Annotated in this window: 13 protein-coding genes; 5 read left to right on the top strand and 8 right to left on the bottom strand. The window is 61.1% G+C overall.

The annotated features are described in order from the left end of the window. Window positions 1–84 precede the first annotated feature (84 nt). The 7 genes from PQR40_RS32740 to garD form a co-directional block, all read right to left on the bottom strand. Window positions 85–1284: a porin gene (locus PQR40_RS32740; RefSeq protein ID WP_408230135.1), complete on the bottom strand. Its 1200-nt coding sequence runs from the start codon at window positions 1282–1284 to the stop codon at window positions 85–87. Window positions 1285–1356: 72 nt separating this feature from the next. Further along, entirely contained in the window at window positions 1357–2709 is a 1353-nt protein-coding gene (locus PQR40_RS32735) for a TRAP transporter large permease (protein WP_408230132.1), read from the bottom strand. A gap of 7 nt (window positions 2710–2716) precedes the next feature. Further along, on the bottom strand, window positions 2717–3196 hold the full coding sequence (locus PQR40_RS32730; protein ID WP_408339683.1) for a TRAP transporter small permease: 480 nt from the start codon (window positions 3194–3196) through the stop codon (window positions 2717–2719). Between the two features lie 139 nt (window positions 3197–3335). Beyond that, window positions 3336–4328, bottom strand: coding sequence for a TRAP transporter substrate-binding protein (locus PQR40_RS32725; protein WP_408230126.1), 993 nt, complete (start codon window positions 4326–4328; stop codon window positions 3336–3338). A gap of 636 nt (window positions 4329–4964) precedes the next feature. After that, the gene (locus tag PQR40_RS32720; protein WP_408230123.1) at window positions 4965–5894 is read right to left on the bottom strand and encodes an SMP-30/gluconolactonase/LRE family protein; all 930 of its coding nucleotides are present in this window, start codon (window positions 5892–5894) and stop codon (window positions 4965–4967) included. Further along, window positions 5891–6733: an NAD-dependent epimerase/dehydratase family protein gene (locus PQR40_RS32715; RefSeq protein WP_408388953.1), complete on the bottom strand. Its 843-nt coding sequence runs from the start codon at window positions 6731–6733 to the stop codon at window positions 5891–5893. The genes PQR40_RS32720 and PQR40_RS32715 overlap by 4 nt, the downstream gene beginning before the upstream one ends. A gap of 45 nt (window positions 6734–6778) precedes the next feature. Continuing rightward, complete coding sequence (gene garD, locus PQR40_RS32710) at window positions 6779–8368, bottom strand: galactarate dehydratase (protein ID WP_408230117.1); 1590 nt, start codon at window positions 8366–8368, stop codon at window positions 6779–6781. A gap of 215 nt (window positions 8369–8583) precedes the next feature. Here garD and kdgD point away from each other — a divergent pair, with 215 nt between their 5' ends. The 3 genes from kdgD (at window position 8584) to PQR40_RS32695 (ending at window position 11912) form a co-directional block, all read left to right on the top strand. Then, the gene (kdgD, locus tag PQR40_RS32705) at window positions 8584–9501 is read left to right on the top strand and encodes a 5-dehydro-4-deoxyglucarate dehydratase (RefSeq protein WP_408510679.1); all 918 of its coding nucleotides are present in this window, start codon (window positions 8584–8586) and stop codon (window positions 9499–9501) included. A gap of 115 nt (window positions 9502–9616) precedes the next feature. Then, a complete protein-coding gene (locus PQR40_RS32700; RefSeq protein WP_408510678.1) occupies window positions 9617–10969 on the top strand; it encodes an MFS transporter in 1353 nt (450 codons plus the stop codon). A gap of 199 nt (window positions 10970–11168) precedes the next feature. Beyond that, window positions 11169–11912, top strand: coding sequence for a FadR/GntR family transcriptional regulator (locus PQR40_RS32695; RefSeq protein ID WP_408230108.1), 744 nt, complete (start codon window positions 11169–11171; stop codon window positions 11910–11912). A 114-nt stretch (window positions 11913–12026) separates the two neighbouring features. On the opposite strand, the gene PQR40_RS32690 is transcribed toward PQR40_RS32695, so the two are convergent. Continuing rightward, entirely contained in the window at window positions 12027–13610 is a 1584-nt protein-coding gene (locus PQR40_RS32690; protein WP_408510677.1) for an aldehyde dehydrogenase (NADP(+)), read from the bottom strand. A 221-nt stretch (window positions 13611–13831) separates the two neighbouring features. On the opposite strand from PQR40_RS32690, the gene garL reads away from it, so the two are divergent. After that, entirely contained in the window at window positions 13832–14617 is a 786-nt protein-coding gene (gene garL, locus PQR40_RS32685; protein ID WP_408510676.1) for a 2-dehydro-3-deoxyglucarate aldolase, read from the top strand. A 26-nt stretch (window positions 14618–14643) separates the two neighbouring features. Next, entirely contained in the window at window positions 14644–15558 is a 915-nt protein-coding gene (locus tag PQR40_RS32680) for a 2-hydroxy-3-oxopropionate reductase (RefSeq protein WP_408510675.1), read from the top strand. The last annotated feature ends 194 nt before the right edge of the window (window positions 15559–15752 follow it).

The following is a 15752-nucleotide window of genomic DNA, read 5'->3' as shown; positions in this document are numbered from 1 at the left end:
ACCCCACTGTAATTTTTTTTTCCCCGGTTTGGGTTACGGGGGCGCGGGCCGGGGGCCAACCCCGCCGGCCACTCCGCTACACGATCAGAACTTGTGGATGATGCCCACACCCGCAGCAAACTGGCTGCGTGACGAAGACGGCGCGCCGTTCTGGCCGTCGCCGATATCGGCCGTTGCATTGATGATGCTCGTGCCGTTCGTTCCCAGAGTCTGACCACCCGCACGTTGATATGCCTCGAGCGCATACAGGCCCGTACGCTTGGAGAGGCTGTAGTACTGCGAGAGATTGAACTGCTGGTAGCGAGCCGAGCTCGAGATGCCGTTCGACTGCGTGGCGCGCGTGTAGCTATAACCAGCCGCCAGATCGAGCGCGGTCAGTGGCTTGAAGTGCAGCACTGCGCCAGCCGTGTTGAAGATCGCCTGGTTGTGGAACTTCGAATTCACACCCGGGATGTATTGCACGTTCGAGTACGAGAACGAGACGTCCCATTGCGACGTGAACGCGTAGCCGCCCGTCACCGCAACGCGCTGCTGCGCCTGCGCCGTCTGGTAGCCGTTGTTGATGCCCGACACGGCCGTCTGCGCGCCGGCATTCGACGTGGTTGAATCAGCACCCCACGCGCCGCCGCCAGGCGTCGAGTTATTGATGCGCTGATAGCCCGCTGCGATGCCGAACGGACCGTTCAGGTACTGAACCGCCGCGCTATACGTCGAGCCGGCATTGGTGCTGCCAGCCACGCCGCCCAACGAATACGAACCGCTCACCGTCAGACCGTACATGCTCGGCGACGTATACACCAGCGAGTTATTCGCGCGGTACAGCGTATCCAGCGAATCGATATCGCCCGGGTGTGCGCCGTACGCGCCCGTCAACCACGTGGTCGGGCTATAGGGCGAGAGCAACGTGTAGTACGACGTGTACTGGCGCCCGGCAGTCAGCGAGCCGTAGGTGGCATTGGCCACGCCGACATACGCCTGCCGGTTGAACGCCAGGCCGGAGACGGACTGCGCGCCGGTTGCGCTGTTAAAGCCCTCTTCCAACTGGAAGATCGCCTTCGTGCCGCCACCCAGATCCTCGCTGCCCTTCAGGCCGAAGCGGCTGCCCGCCCAGATGCCGTTGACCATCTTGACGGCCGAGCGGCCGCCAGTCGTCGAACCGAGCGAAGTCGAGCTGCTTTGATAGCCAATACCCGTATCGACGATACCGTACAACGTCACGCTGGTCTGAGCGTGCGCGCCGAGGGCGACCAACCCAAGGGCCGAGGTTGCTAGTGCCTTTTTCATTTTTGCTCCTCTGTAAAAAATTTATTTGTGTGTCTGGCAATGCCTCACCGGCGCCGCCTCGTGGTCAAGCGTTCAAAACACCGGGTGGCCATTGATCAGGCTCGGCAACCACGTCGAAAACATCGGTACGTACGTCACAATATTGATCGCACTGAAGATAGCCAGGTAATAAGGCCACGCCACCTTGGTGGTCTCACCGATCGACACGTTGCCGATCGCGCAACCGATGAACTGCACCGAACCGATCGGCGGATGCACGAGACCCAATGCGCAATTCAGCAAAATCATGATCCCGAACTGCACCGGGCCAACACCCGCGTGCATCGCCATCGGCAGGAACAATGGCGTGGTGATCAGAATGTGCGCGGCCATGTCGACGAACGTGCCGAGGAAAATCTGCAGGACGTTGATGTAAAGCAACATCAACCAGGCGTGGCTCGTTGCACCGTCGAGCATGTGTTCGATTGCGTCGGGAATCTCCAGATAGGCCATCTGGTAGCGCAGCATGTTCGACACACCGATCAGCAGCAGCACCACGCCGGTGGTTTTAGCCGCCTTCGAAAGTGCATGAGAGAGCTTCTTCATCGTCATTGTGCGATAGACGACAATGGTCAATACCAGCGAATAAGCCACGGCAATGGCTGCCGCTTCCGTCGCTGTGGCAATACCTCTCGCCACGCAGACCAGAATGATCGCGATCACCATCAAGCCCGGCAATGCGCCAAGGAACGTGCGGGCCACGGCGAACCAGCCAGGAAAGCGCTGCAATTCGGTCGAGCCGTCCGGACGGCGCGGGTAGCCGAACTTCACCGCCTGCCAGTACGCGGCGATGAGCACGAAACCCATCACCCACAGAACCGGCAACAGCCCCGAAAACAACAGATCGCCGATCGACACGCCGCTCATCTGGTGGCCGTTCAACGTGCCGGTAATGCCTTGGGCCGCGAATGCATAGATGATCATGTTCGTCGATGTGGGCATCAACGCGCCCGCCAGCGACGAGTGGGTCGTCACGTTGACCGCATAGGCCGCGCTGTAGCCTTCGCGCTTCATCAGCGGAATGACGACGCCGCCCATGGCGGAAGTATCCGCCGTCGGCGAACCGGACACGCCGCCGAACAACGTACACGCGACCACGTTAGCCATGCCGAGCCCGCCGCGGAAATGACCCACCGTGGCCTGCGCGAAACGCAGGATGCGGTCGGCGATACCGCCGTGCAGCATCAACTCGCCGGAGAAAATGAAGAACGGGACTGCGAGGAACGAAAACGCGTTCATTCCAGAAATCATCGACTGCATGGCGGTGGCCGCCGGCAGGCCTTCATACAGATAAGTCAGGACGCACGAGAGTCCCAGCGCAAACGAAACAGGAACCCCGAACACGAGGAAAACGAGGAAACTAACTGAGAGGATGGCAAGTTCCATGATTCTTCTATTTTTGTTTCTGTGCGAAAAGCCCCAGCAGGTTCTCGAACGAGAACAGCGCGATGCAGGTGCTAGCAATAATCGGAATCAGATAACGAAGCGCTTCCGGAAGGCCCAGGATCGGGATCTTGTCATCCATGGTCGTCTCCGCCATCTGCCAGCAGCCGAAGAAAATCGCCACAGCCAGCACGATCAGGCAGATATGCTGGAACGCATGGGCGGCCACCTGACCTTTCGGCGGCAATTTCTTGACTAGCGAGTCGAGCCCGATATGGCCGCCTTCGCGAACTTTGAGCGCGGCGCCGAACATGGCGATCACAATCACCAGCAAGAGGGCAATCGGCTCGACGAAATCCGGTGCGTCGCTGAAGACATAGCGCATCACGACGCTATAAATCACCAACAGGCACAGCGTGGCAAGACTCGCCGACGCCACGACCACCAGCACACGGAAGAGAAAATCATTTGGGCGCTTCATGAATCTCATTGACCCCATCCTTGCCTACAGCGGACTTATATTTAATCTTCAGGAATCCTGCTAACCGGTATCGGTTCAGGAAACCGCGCGGCAGGAAAAACCTCCAGCGCTTGCTGCAAGGCTTTTCACCACCGCGTTATTGCCGAACTTATTTGACTGCCTGGATTTCGTCGACGAGCTGCTTCATTTGCGGCGTCTTCTCATACTTCGCCCAGACCGGCTGCATCGCCTTCACGAAAGCAGCACGGTCGATCTGCGCTGCGGGGATGATCGTCGCGCCACCCTTCGTGACCGTCTTTGCCGCGTCGGCTTCGCGCGCGGTCCACAGCTTCTCGTAGTAAGGCACCGAGTCAGCCGCCGCTTTTTTGATGATGTCCTGCTCTTGCGGCGTCAGCGTGTCCCAAACCTTCTTGGAAAACACCAGAACTTCCGGCGTCATCGAATGCTGGGTTTCGGAATAGACCTGTGCGACTTCGAAGTGCTTGGTCTCTTCGTACGACGGCAAGTTGTTTTCCGCACCATCCACCAGACCCGTCTTCAGGCCCGTATAGACTTCGGCGAACGGCATCGGCGTCGGCGTGCCGCCCATCGCCTTGATTTCGTCGACCATCAGATCCGAAGGCTGCACGCGCACCTTGAGGCCCTTCATGTCTGCGGGCGAATGGATCGCCTTCTTCGCGTACATCGAGCGTGCGCCGCTCTCATAGAACGTCAGCGCGATCATGCCCTTCGCCTTGAAGGCATCGAGGATCTTCTGGCCTTCCGGGCCGTACATCACTTTGCGGAAATGGTCGATGTCGCGAAACAGGAACGGCAGCGACGGAATCATCGATTCAGGCACGATCTCGTTGAACGCCGCACCGTTGGCGCGCGCCATGTCCAGCGCGCCGATGCGCACCTGATCGATCGTGTCGTTTTCGGAACCCAGCGCGCTGTTGCCAAAGACCTTCACGGAATCCTTGCCACCGGTTGCCTTGCTGATTTCTTCCCCCATGTACTTCACGGCCATATTGGTCGGATAAGTATCGCCATGCACGTCCGACACACGGAACACGCGGGCGTGTGCCGACACCGTGCTGAACGCCAGCACGGAGGCCGCGACAATCATCGAAACACGGGAAGAGGCAAACTTCTTATTCATCGTGACATTCCTTGAAAAATAGATCATCCAATCGATTGCGGATGACCGTTTGCGGAGGGCCGCTTGCGGCGGACCGCTTTGGGATGCGACATGGTTTTGATACGTCTCCCGGCTCTACGCGCGCCACCCATACGGGTAAGCAAGCGCTTTGCCGTGCTGGCCTGTGTTGACGTCCCCGGCACAGATGCTCAGCACTCCTGTCAGACAACTCGACTTCATTTACTTCGACTGCATCGGCATGAATCCCGCGTGAAGTTGGTCACACGCGCAGAGAACGCTGCCCGCTTTGTCCAGCGGCCCAAAAGCTATCTCGAAAGCAATTTGTTTGGGCTTATATGTTGTACGACGACATATGAAGTCTATAAAACGTCGTATGAGTTGTACAGCCGGTATTTACCCGCACGGCGGCCGATCGGACGTAAGAGTTTCCGAATTGATTTTTGGCTTGAAAGCCAATACAGAAGCCTAACCGAGCGAAATCCGCACCTCGCGGATTTATGTTTTTCGTAGCGAGGGAGATGGCTCGAAAGTGGCATTTACGCCACTATGTTGTACGACGAGTGATGAATAAAAAGCTGCGACTGTTGGGCGTCGACGCACTAATGCCTCGACGCCCGTCTCATGCACCGCGCTTTTTCAGAGTTTGCCCGCGTATTCAGGCTCGGGCAGGCCGGTCACGCCGGGGCGAACGGCAAAGAGATGGCCGTCGTGTTCGCTCGCGCCAGTCGCAGGACGAATCGACGTCACGAACAGCGTATCCAGATTGGCGCCGCCGAATGCGCACATTGCCGGCTTCACGGCCGGCACGGCAATCTGCCGGTCGAGCTTGCCTTGCGGCGTAAAGCGCAACAACAGGCCTGCGTCGTTCGCGCAGATCCAGTAGCCGCCATCGGCATCTACCGCTGCGCCGTCTGGCCGACCGGCATAGTGATGCAGATCGGCGAATACGCGCCGGTTACGCGGCTCGCCTGCTTCGATGTCGTAATCGAATGCCCAGATTTGCCGGCGTAGAGGATGCGAGTCCGACAGATACATCGTGGTCCCATCGGGCGACCACGCGAGACCGTTTTGCGTAATCAACGCATCGACGACCGGCTCCGACAACACGCCGCGCTCATCGAATCGATAGAGCGCGCCCGCGGGATTGGCGGCCGCCATGTCTTGTACCATCGTGCCGGACCAGAAGCGCCCTTGCCGATCGCAACGGCCGTCGTTGAAGCGCATATCTTCGAATGCGAAGACCGGCGCGGCGAGTTTTCTGCCCGTCACCTTCACCGGTTCGCCACCGGGTGCCCCTTCAGTCAGCGTCACCGCGAAGAGTCCCGTCTCACAGCCAGCCAGCACCTTGCCGTGTCGATCGAAAGCGATGCACGCCACCTTCTCCGGCAATAACCACTCGGCGCGCTCTCCTGAATCGATTTGTAGCCGCACGATCTTTTGGGCCGGAATATCCACCCAGTAGAGCGCCTGTTCCGCTGCGCGCCACACCGGACTCTCGCCGACCGACGCGGGCGCTTGCCCCGCCGCCTCAACACGCTCCACCCGCGGGTTCGCCATGGCGCTCACCGCTTCGGTTCCATTGGACCTGCCAGCACAAACGGGCCGCCCTGGAAATGCTGCGTCGGATCGTCGAGCTCGGCAGTGGGCGCCGTGACCGGGAAGAGGTGCTCGAACTCGATGGAACTGTCTTGCGGGCGAAAGCCAAGGAACGCCGCCTTGGTGTTATCGACCCACGTGGTCCGGTTATCCGATACGCCATAAACGATCGCGTGCCCGACCCGGTTGGTGAACAGCGAGCAGCGCACCAGTTCGATAAAGTCGCGGAAGCTCAGATAGGTGACGAGCATGCGCGGATTCTTCGGCTGCTCGAAGGACGAGCCGATCCGCAGGCACACAGTCTCGAGACCGAAGCGGTCGAAGTAGTAACGAGACAGCGATTCGCCAAAGCATTTCGTCACGCCATACAGGCTGTCAGGACGCAGCGGTGCGTCGATATCGAGCACCGATGTCGTCGGATGAAAACCCACGGCATGATTCGAGCTCGCATACACAATGCGCTTCACGCCCTGCTTCTGCGCAGCCGAATAGAGGTTGTACAGGCCGCGGATGTTCGCTTCGAGCAGATCTTCGAACGGCGCCTCGATGGAAATGCCGCCCAGATGAACGACCGCATCCACGCCTTCGAGCAGCGCGTGAACGGCGGCTTCATCCGCGAGATCCACGATCGATGCTTCTTCGTGTGCAGCCACTTCGCCCAGCGGCGCGATATCGGTGACGCGCACCACATCGGCCCATGCGGCGAGCGCACCGCGCAACTGCTGGCCGAGGTTGCCGGCTGCGCCGGTGAGCAGAAGACGGCGGAATGGTTTCTGCGCTGCCGGGCGGCTGAGGTTCGAGTCAGTCATGTTTCAGTCTTTTTCGTGATTGCGTCGTGATTACGATCGGTGCTATCAGGTCACCGGCGCCGGATTGAACAGCGTCAACGCATTGTGGAGTTTGAGCTTCTCCGCGCAAGTCTCTTTACGTCCGCTTGCGACCTCAAGCATCAGGCGGAACAACTCCCAACCCACGTCTTCGATCGTCGCCGCGCCGGTTGCAATGGTACCGGCATTGATATCCATCAGATCATGCCAGCGGCGCGCCAGATCGGAGCGCGTCGCGACCTTGATGACGGGCACTTCCGCGAGACTGTACGGCGTGCCGCGGCCGGTCGTGAACACATGCAGATTGATACCCGCCGCCACTTGCAGCGTGCCGCAGATGAAATCGCTGGCCGGCGTGGCCGCGTAAATCAAGCCTTTCTGCCTGACCTTTTCGCCAGGTGACAACACGCCGGAGATCGCCGAGTTGCCCGACTTGATGATCGAACCCATCGCCTTTTCAACGATGTTCGACAGACCGCCCTTCTTGTTGCCCGGCGTGGTGTTGGCACTGCGGTCCGCGCCACCGCGCTTCAGATAATCGTCGTACCACTGCATTTCGCGGATGATCGCCGCAGCCACGTCCGCATTGGCCGCGCGCGCGGTCAGTTGATCGACGCCGTCGCGCACTTCGGTGACTTCGGAGAACATTACCGTCGCACCCGCGCGCACCAGCAGATCGGTGGCAAAGCCCACCGCGGGATTCGCGGTCAGCCCGGAAAAGGCATCGCTGCCGCCGCATTGCACACCGACCACCAGATCGGAGGCCGGGCAGGTCTCGCGGCGGCGATTGTTCAGCCGCTTCAGATGGCCGTCGGCCATTCTCATGATCGACTCGATCATCGACTGGAAGCCGACATGCGCTTCGTCCTGCAGCACCACCACGTCGCCATTCAGATCGGCCGCGACGTCGCCGATGTCGGCCACTTCGGCGATATTCGCCGCAGCGGCGATGGGAATCGTGCCCGGCGGCATCAGGCGTTCAGGCTGCAGCTTCTCGCAACCGAGGCTGACCATCATCACTTCGCCGCCAAAATTCGGATTCAGACTGATGTTGCGCACGGTGCGGATCGGCACCATCGCGTCCGGCGCGTCGATCGCGACGCCGCAACCATAGGTGTGCCCGAGGCTCACCACATCGTCGACATTCGGGTATTGCGGCAGCAACTCGGCCTTGATGCGCGTGACTGCATGCTGAACCACGTCGGCGACACATTGCACCGTGGTCGTGATCGCCAGAATGTTGCGCGAGCCGACCGAGCCGTCGGCATTGCGATAACCCTCAAACGTGAAGCCTTCCAGCGGCGGCATATCCGGCGCCTTGATGGTGGCGATCGGCAGATCTTCCAGTCCGGGCGGACTCGGCATGCGAATCACGTGTTCGTTGATCCAGCTGCCCTTCGGCAACGCCTTGAGGGCGTACCCGATCACCACGTTATAGCGGATGACCTCGTCGCCTTCCGCAAGATCGGCCAGCGCGACTTTGTGCCCTTGCGGAACACGCTCGCGCAGCGCAAGACCATCGGGAAACACGGCGCCCTCGCCCAGACCGCCGTCGTTGACGACGATCGCGACATTGTCATTGGGGTGAACGCGAATGTAGAGCGGGGTTTGTTCCATTGCATCGATCCTTATGGCGGTTTCACGCCTGCTGCGCCAATCATTCATACGTCATCCTACAACATAGAAGATTAAGCAGACGTTCCGTATTTACCCTATGACGCGCATTATGCCGTGAAAACACCGTTGAGTTAGTCGATTTGTTGTTGTACGATGACGTATAAGAAATCTCCATTTCTACATACCACCCCTATTCGACGCCCTGGATATTCATCATGACGACACCGCAGGAACTCAAGCAGATCGTTTCCGAAGGCCTTCTGTCCTTCCCCGTTACCGACTTCGACGAACAAGGCGACTTCCGCGCCGATACCTATGCTGAGCGCCTGGAATGGCTCGCTCCTTACGGTGCTTCGGCGCTGTTCGTCGCCGGCGGCACGGGTGAATTCTTCTCGCTCACGCATAACGACTACTCAAACGTCGTCCGCACGGCAACGGAAGTCTGCAAAGGCAAGGTGCCGATTCTCGCCGGCGCGGGCGGGCCGACCCGAGTGGCGATCGCCTATGCGCAGGAAGCCGAACGTCACGGTGCGAACGGCATTCTGTTGATGCCCCACTACCTGACCGAAGCCTGCCAGGAAGGCATCGCGGCGCACGCAGAGGAAGTCTGCAAGTCCGTGCCGAACATGGGTGTGATCATCTACAACCGCGCCAACTCCAAGCTTAACGCCGACATGCTCGAAGGGTTGGCCGAGCGCTGCCCCAACCTGATCGGCTTCAAGGACGGCGTGGGCGAGATCGAGAACATGGTGTCGATCCGCCGGCGTCTCGGCGACCGCTTCTCGTACCTCGGCGGCCTGCCGACCGCCGAAGTTTACGCCGCGGCCTACAAGGCGCTGGGCGTGCCGGTGTACTCGTCGGCGGTGTTCAACTTCATTCCGAAGACCGCGATGGACTTCTACCGCGCAATCGCCGCGGACGACCAGGCGACCGTCGGCAAGCTGCTCGACGAATTCTTCCTGCCGTATCTGGCAATCCGCAACCGCCGCCAGGGTTACGCGGTCAGCATCGTGAAGGCTGGCGCGAAACTGGTCGGCCACAGCGCAGGTCCGGTGCGCGCACCGCTGACCGATCTGACCGAACAAGAAACGGCGCAGCTCGACGTGCTGATCAGGAAGCTCGGCGCGCAGTAAGACAGTACGGCGTCAGGCCGGGCGAACCGGGGTCGCGCGCACGGCACTGCAAGGAGCGCCCGGGACGGCAACGTCACCGGGCGCTTTTTTACTGATAAAAATTCAGGAGATGACGATGGAAATGAGCCGCACCGCGAGCCCCGCCTACGTCGCAAAGCGCACCAAAGTCCGCTACGCGATTCTGTTGCTGATCTTTCTGATCACGACATTCAATTACGCGGACCGCGCCACGCTCTCGGTAACCGGATCCGCGATGCGCGCCGAGTTCGGCCTCGACGCGATCAAGATGGGCTACATCTTCTCCGCGTTCAGCTGGGCCTACGTTCTGTCGCAATTGCCGGCGGGCTGGCTGCTCGACCGTTTCGGCGCGCGGCGCGTCTACGCAGCAAGTATTTTCCTGTGGTCGTTGTTTACGTTGCTGCAAAGCTCAATCGGTCTGCTGGGCAGCGCAGCGGCCGCCGTCACCGCGCTGTTCGTGCTGCGCTTCGCGATGGGCGCGGCCGAGTCGCCGGCGTTTCCGGCCAATGCCAAGGTTGTGGCGAGCTGGTTTCCCACCAATGAACGCGGCACGGCATCCGCCATTTTCAATTCAGCTCAATATTTCGCGGCGGTCATTTTCACGCCGCTGATGGCATGGCTGACCCACGCGTTCAGCTGGCACACGGTCTACCTCGTGATGGGCGTGGCCGGACTTTTACTCGCCCTCACCTGGCTGAAGGTGATGAAGAACCCCGCCGACCATCCGCGCGTCTCGCGCGCCGAACTCGACTACATCGAACAGGGCGGCGGCGTGGTGAACGGGCACACGAAAGCAGCCCGGGCCGCGGACATCGCCAGCACCGGCGGCTGGTCGCTGGTGCGTCAACTGCTGACCAACCGCATGCTGCTCGGCGTCTATCTCGCCCAGTACTGCATCAACGTGCTGACCTACTTCTTCCTGACCTGGTTTCCGATCTACCTCGTGCAGGCGCGCGGCATGACGATTCTGCACGCGGGTCTGGTGGCGTCGTTGCCCGCGATCTGCGGATTCTCCGGCGGTGTGCTCGGCGGCATCCTGTCCGACGGGCTGATCCGGCGCGGACATTCGCTCACGATCGCGCGCAAGGTGCCGATAGTCGGCGGCATGCTGCTGTCGGTATGCATCATCGGCTGCAACTACGTGTCGACCGACTGGATCGTCGTCGCGCTCATGTCGCTCGCGTTCTTCGGCAAAGGCATCGGGGCGCTCGGCTGGGCCGTCGTGGCGGATACGTCGCCGAAGGAGGCCCTCGGTCTGTCGGGCGCCATCTTCAACATGTTCGGCAACGTCGCCGGCATCGTGACGCCCATCGTGATCGGCTACGTCGTCGCGAAGACTGGATCGTTCAACGGCGCGCTGGTTTTCGTCGGCCTGAATGCCTTGCTGACGGTGTTCAGTTATCTGGTGATCGTGAAAGACATCAAACGGGTCGAACTGCGCCTGGGCTAGCAGCCAGGCGGTTATCGTACTTCCCGGGGCGCCCGCAAAAGCAACGCAATCACCCCGCCAGGCGCCTTAAACCGGGCATCGACGCCAAGTCTGACGTCGATGCCGAAAATGATCCGGCGTTTATATAATCAGTCGTCAGACGACGGTATAATGGATCGCAGGAAGTATCTGCAACTATCTGATTCAAGGGGCGTTTTCGATGGCTACACCACTGGCATCCGCGGTACCGCCACGACGCGCGCGCAATCTTGCCGAGTTTGTCGTCGGCTACGTCACCGAGCAAATTGCGTCTAACGCCTTGAAGCCCGGCGACAAACTGCCGACCGAGTCGCAATTGATGGTCACGCTGAGCGTGAGCCGCACCGTTATCCGCGAAGCGATTTCACGCTTGCAGGCGGGTAAGATCATCGAGACACGCCACGGCATCGGCAGCTTCGTGCTGGAACCGCAGCGCGAAAAGCTGGGCATCGACATGGTGCCCGCCACGACTTTGCGCGACGTGCTGTCGATCCTGGAACTGCGCATCAGCCTCGAAACGGAGTGCGCAGGTCTCGCGGCTCAACGAGCCAAGCCGGACGATCTCGCGCGCATGCGCACCGCGCTCGATGCGATCGAAGCCACTCGCCACAACGGGCTGGATAGCGTCGACGCCGACCTGCAGTTCCATATCTCCGTGGCGCGCGCCACCGGCAACCGGTATTTCGTCGACATCCTCACGCAGATGGGCAGCGCGCTGATTCCGCGCAACCGGCTCGATTCGGCGGGGATCGCGCGTGCCGAGCCCGACGCGTATCTGTCGCTCGTCAATCTGGAGCACGAAAGCATTCTCGAAGCGATCACGCGGCACGATGCCGAAGGCGCGCGCGCGGCAATGCGCATGCACCTGTCCAATAGCCGCGAGCGGCTGCGGCGCGCCAACGAAGCCGCGGAAGCAAACAGCTGACTCTTCACGCTGGGCAACCACTGATTCGTCGCGCTGGACGCAAAAAATGGCCGGGATATCCCGGCCATTTTTCTATCTCACGCGGCGCCCGCTTGCGCGCCGCTCACGCACCGCTTAGCTGCGCGTGATCTCGCCGTCACGACGACGCCACAAGTCCAGCGGATTGCCGTCGGCCAGCGACTCGGGCAGCAGATCGGCCGGGAAATCCTGATAGCACACCGGACGCAGGAAGCGCTCGATCGACGTCGTCCCCACTGACGTCGCCCGGCTATCGGAAGTGGCCGGGAACGGGCCGCCGTGCACCATCGCGTGTGAAACCTCGACGCCCGTCGGGAAACCGTTGATCAGAATCCGGCCTGCTTTGCGCTCGAGAATCGGCACCAGCTTCTTCGCCACCGGCAGATCGGCGCTGTCCATCTGCACCGTGGCCGTCAGTTGACCGGCAAAGTGCTCGGCCACTGCGAGCATTTCCTGCTCATCCTTGCAACGCACGATGGTCGACGCAGGCCCGAAAACCTCGTCCTCCAATGCCGGCGTAGACAGGAAGGTCAACGCATCGGTCACGAACAGGGCCGCGCGAGCCTGCGTCGGGCCCGTTGCATCAACACCTTGCGCAACCGTTTCGACGCCCCTCGTCGCAGCCAGTTTGCCTTCGCCGTCTTCATAGGCCGCGTGGATGCCGGCTGTCAGCATGGTCTGGGCCGGCTTGCCGCTCAGTGCCTCGGACGCCGTTGCAACGAAGCCTTTGAGTGTATCGCTGTCGACGGCGATCGCGAGCCCCGGATTGGTACAGAACTGCCCCGCGCCGAGCACCAGCGAATCGACAAAACCACGCGCGATGGTCTCACCGCGTTGCGACAGCGCATTCGACAGGAGGAACACCGGGTTGATGCTGCTCATTTCCGCGTAGACCGGAATCGGCTCAGCCCGCGCGGCCGCGACTCGCATCAGCGACGTGCCGCCTGCGCGCGAACCCGTGAAACCCACCGCCTTGATTGCCGGATGCGCGACCAGCGCTTCACCGACGGAATTGCCGGCGCCGACGATCATCGAGAACACGCCTTCAGGCAAGTCCATTTCCTGCGCGACCTGTTGAATCACGCGGCCGACCATCTCCGAGGTGCCCAGGTGAGCGCGATGCGCCTTCACCACCACCGGGCAGCCCGCCGCGAGCGCCGCGGCGGTATCGCCACCCGCCACCGAAAACGCGAGCGGGAAGTTGCTGGCCCCGAACACGGCGACCGGTCCCAACGGAATCTTTTGCATGCGCAGGTCGGAGCGCGGCAAAGGCTTGCGCTCTGGCAACGGCGAATCGAGCGTCGCTGCGAGCCACTGGCCGGCGCGTACGACCTGGGCGAACAGTTTGAGCTGGCCCGTCGTGCGGCCGCGCTCGCCTTCGAGACGCGCCTTCGGCAGGCCCGACTCTTCGTGCGCGCGCTGGATCAGCGCGTCACCGAGCGCTGTGATGCCCTCTGCGATACGCTCAAGAAACTCGGCGCGCACCGTGAGCGGCAGATGCCGGTACGGGTCGAACGCTTTCTGCGCGAGTTCGCAGGCCAGCTCGACATTCGCAACCGAGCCGCTGCCGAACACCGGCTCGGCGATGTCGGCGCCCGTGGCGGGATTGAACGCTCGCAAAGGTTTTTCCTCGCCGTGCACTGCTTTGCGACCAATCAGCATTTCGCCGGTAATAGACATTTCGCTTTCCTTGGATGGACATCTTAGATATAGGTCATCCTACAACACAGATGAGCCTGCACGCAACCCGAAACCCTTACCCCGCGAGGAATTCGGGTTTACGTGGCCGTTACAGGTGGACGGCTCAATGCTAATCTGCACCAAGACATACGACGACCTATAACATAGATCCAGCAGACGTCGGAGCTTACCCGGTAAATTGCCGTTCGAGGAGACATCCCATGACAGCCGTCACGCCTTACCAGCCCTTGCCTAATAGCTTTCGCCGCGCCGTGTGCGGCGGCGAAACCTTGATCGGCTGCTGGGCTTCGCTCGCCAGCCCGATTGTTACCGAACTGCTCGGCATCGTCGGCTTCGACTGGATGCTGCTGGATGCCGAACACGCACCGAACGACGTTCTGACGCTAATCCCCCAGTTGATGGCGCTCAAGGACAGCCCGAGCGCGCCTGTGGTGCGCCCGCCGGCCAACGACAGCGTATTCATCAAACGGCTCCTCGATAGCGGCTTCTCGAATTTTCTGGTGCCGTTCGTCGAGAGCGCCGAAGACGCGGCCCACGCCGTCGCCGCGACGCGTTACCCGCCGCAGGGCATCCGTGGCGTGTCGGTGAGCCACCGGGGCAATCGCTATGCAACTGTCGCCGACTACTTCGACATCGCCAACGACAACGTCTGCGTCATCGTTCAGATCGAAAGCCGCAAGGCCGTCGACAATATTGACGAGATTCTTGCTGTGGACGGTGTCGACGCCGTGTTCGTCGGACCGTCCGATCTCGCGGCCGCCTACGGCCACATCGGCAACCCGAACCATCCCGATGTGCAACAGGCGATTGCGCACGTTTTCGAGCGCGCACAGGCCGCCGGCAAGCCGAGTGGCATCCTCGCCCCCGTGCAGGCCGACGCAGAGCGCTACATCTCCATGGGCTGTCGCGTCGTCGCAGTCTGTGCTGATATGGGGCTGCTGAAAGCCGCTGCACAGACGGTTCAAAAACACTTCATGCAGAAATAAGCGGACTCGAAGTAGAGACGGCCGCTATGACATCTCCGGAGAATTCCATGCAAAAAGCAGGCTTTATTGGACTCGGCATCATGGGCAAGCCCATGGCCGCCAACCTTCTCAAGAATGGTGTACCCCTTGCCGCGTTTACGCGCAGCGGCGTACCCGACGATCTCACCCAGGCCGGCTCCGTCGCGTGTGACAGCCCGGCCGCCGTGGCCGCGCATGCCGACGTGATCTTCGTCATGGTGCCGGATACGCCGGACGTCGAACGCGTGCTGTTTGGCGAACGAGGTCTCGCCGAGGCCTTGCGCCCGGGACAAACCGTGGTCGACATGAGTTCGATTTCGCCGATGGCCACGCGCGAATTCGCGGCCCGCGTGCGTGAACACGGCGCGGACTATCTCGATGCGCCGGTTTCTGGCGGCGAGGTCGGCGCCAAGGCCGGTTCGCTGACCATCATGGTGGGCGGCGAAACGGCAACCTTCGAAAGCGTCAAGCCGCTGTTCGACATGATGGGCAAGAACGTCACGCTGATCGGCGCGGTCGGCGCGGGTCAGGTGTGCAAGGTCGCCAATCAGGTGATCGTCGCCGCAACGATCGAGGCCGTCGGCGAAGCGTTGCTGCTCGCCTCCAAGGCAGGCGTCGATCCGGCGCGCGTGCGCGACGCATTGATGGGCGGCTTTGCGTCCTCGCGCATTCTCGAAGTGCACGGTGAACGGATGACGAAGCGCACCTTCGATCCGGGCTTTCGCATCGAGCTTCACCAGAAGGATCTGAATCTCGCGCTCTCGACAGCCCAGGCACTTGGCGTGTCCTTGCCTAATACGGCCACCTGTCAGCAGCTCTTCAACGCCTGCGTGGCACATGGCGGCAAGGCATGGGATCACTCCGCCATGGTGCGTGCGCTCGAAATACTCGCCAATCACGAAATCGGCCAGCCGGCCAGCTAAACCCACAGACCCTACCTCAGACGCCGTTCCACCTGCTCTATTACAGATAGAGAAGCTGGCGCGGCGCATTTGCGCGTTCGCGGCCCGAGCGAGCCAGTCTCAACGACAACGGTTTTGTGCTCATCCCTGGTACTTTGCTGCAAATATTATGGATGACTTATGATCCGGCGACGATCAACAATGTCAACGTCACA

It is taken from the genome of Paraburkholderia sediminicola (genome assembly GCF_046026855.1).
GTDB lineage: Bacteria > Pseudomonadota > Gammaproteobacteria > Burkholderiales > Burkholderiaceae > Paraburkholderia > Paraburkholderia sediminicola_A.
This window is presented reverse-complemented; position numbering and strand designations above follow the sequence as displayed.